The organism is Mycobacterium sp. 1423905.2 (genome assembly GCF_001673155.1).
In the GTDB taxonomy this organism is placed as follows: Bacteria; Actinomycetota; Actinomycetes; order Mycobacteriales; family Mycobacteriaceae; genus Mycobacterium.
In genome coordinates, this window is the sequence record NZ_LZLE01000356.1 from 1 (window position 1) to 1,950 (window position 1,950).

Sequence of the window (1,950 nt, forward strand, 5' to 3'; positions counted from 1 at the left end):
GTGGTGCTCCGCCCAGTCGGGAGATGTTGGATGGCTTCCTACCTGATTGCCGCACCAGAACCGCTGGCGGCGGCTGCGGCGGACTTTGCCCGGATCGGATCCGCTCTGAGGTCGGCGAACGTCGCGGCCGCGGCGGCAACGACACAGGTTGTGTCCGCGGCTCAGGACGAGGTCTCCGCGGCGATAGCGACGCTGTTCGGCGCGTTCGGTCAGGAGTATCAGGCGCTCACAGCGCAGACCGCCTTGTTTCATGACGAGTTTGTGCGGGCGTTGAGCGTTGGGGCCGGGGCCTACTCCGCGGCTGAGGCCGCCAACGTGACCCCGTTGCAGACCTTCGAAGACGACCTGTTGGCGCTGATCAATGCACCCACCAACACGTTGCTGGGGCGGCCTCTGATAGGCGACGGCGCCAACGGTGCGCCGGGTACCGGTCAAGCCGGCGGCGCTGGCGGCATCTTGTGGGGCAGTGGTGGCAACGGTGGGTCTGGATTCACCCAGACGGCCAACGGCGTGGCCGGAGGTAACGGCGGCAGCGCCGGGCTCTTTGGCAACGGGGGCGCCGGGGGTGGCGGTGGAGCCGGCGCCAGCGGCGGTAGCGGCGGTACCGGCGGAATCCTGTACGGAAACGGCGGCGCAGGCGGTTTGGGAGGCGCTGCTCTGGCGGGCGTTAACGGTGGGAACCCCGGCGCCGGCGGCGCTGGCGGCAACGCTTTGCTGTTCGGCAGCGGTGGAGCCGGCGGCCAGGGCGGCACCGGTCTGACCGGCACCACCGCCGTCACCCCGGACAACGGCACGGCCGCCACTGGCAGCGCCGGGTTGGTCGCGACCCAGGTCGGCTTTACCGGTGGTGCCGGCGTCGATGGTGCTGTTGGTCAGGTCGGCGGTACTGGTGGGACAGGCGGGTCCCCAGATTTCCTGTTTACCGGCTCGGTTCCCGGCGCGGACACCAGTGGTGGCACCGGAGGCGTCGGCGGTGTCGGCGGATTCGGTAGCGACGCTGGAGCCGCCGGCAGTGGCGGGATGGGCGGTGCCGGCGGTGTCGGGGGCAATGGCGGGCTGCTGTTCGGTAGCGGCGGGGCCGGCGGACACGGTGGCACCGGCGGCACGGGCGGCGCCGGCGGTATTGCGGCGAACGGTGGTGCCGGCGGTGCCGGGGGTAGCTCCACCTCTAGGGCCAGCTTTATTGCTGTCACTGCTGTCGGCGGAACCGGCGGCACCGGCGGCGTGGGCGGCGTCGGCGGTACCGGCGGATCGGGCGGCGCCGGAGGTGTCGGGGGGGCCGGCGGCCACGGCGGGCTGCTGTTCGGTGCCGGCGGTGCCGCCGGCACCGGGGGCACGGGTGGTCTCGGCGGATCCGGCGGTCTCGGCGGTGACGGCGGATCGGCGGGCAACGGTGGGAATAGCTCAGCGATCGCGACGCAGGTCGGTGAGAAATCGTTCGGCGGCAACGGAGGTCTCGGAGGCAGCGGTGGCGTCGGCGGTACGGGCGGTGCCGGCGGTGCCGGCGGTGCCGCCGGCGCAGCGGGGGAGGGAGGCTTCCTCGGCCAAGCCGGATCCAGCGGCAGCGCGGGCGTGGGCGGCGCCGGCGGTGTTGGCGGCGGCGGCGGCGACGGTGGCGATGGCGGGAAAGGCGGGACCGCGACTGGCGGCAATGACAGCATCAAGACGCCGGGCAGCCCCGGAAGCGGCGGCACGGCCGGGGGCGGGGGAGCCGGTAAACAGGAAATCTGGGGACCCGCCTGTCCCACCAGTACCGCCGACCTGACCAACAGCACCATCGACGCCGGCACCACCGGTAAAGCCGACCTGGGTCGCGACCAACCCGGCGCTGCCAGTGGCGGCCGTGCCGTTGTCCGGGGTGACGGCGGTGGTGCCGGTCAGACCGGTGCCGCCCTGGCCGCCGGCTCCACCGCTGCCGAACAGCAAAGCGTTGCCGCCAGCGCCGCCGTC

General features: G+C 73.0%; 1 protein-coding gene. It reads left to right on the plus strand.

The window, feature by feature from the left end; genetic code table 11:
• Positions 1–30 precede the first annotated feature (30 nt).
• Positions 31–1,950, plus strand: a 1,920-nt coding sequence (locus A9W95_RS24790) for a PE family protein (RefSeq protein WP_082983314.1), incomplete at its 3' end; no start/stop codon positions are given.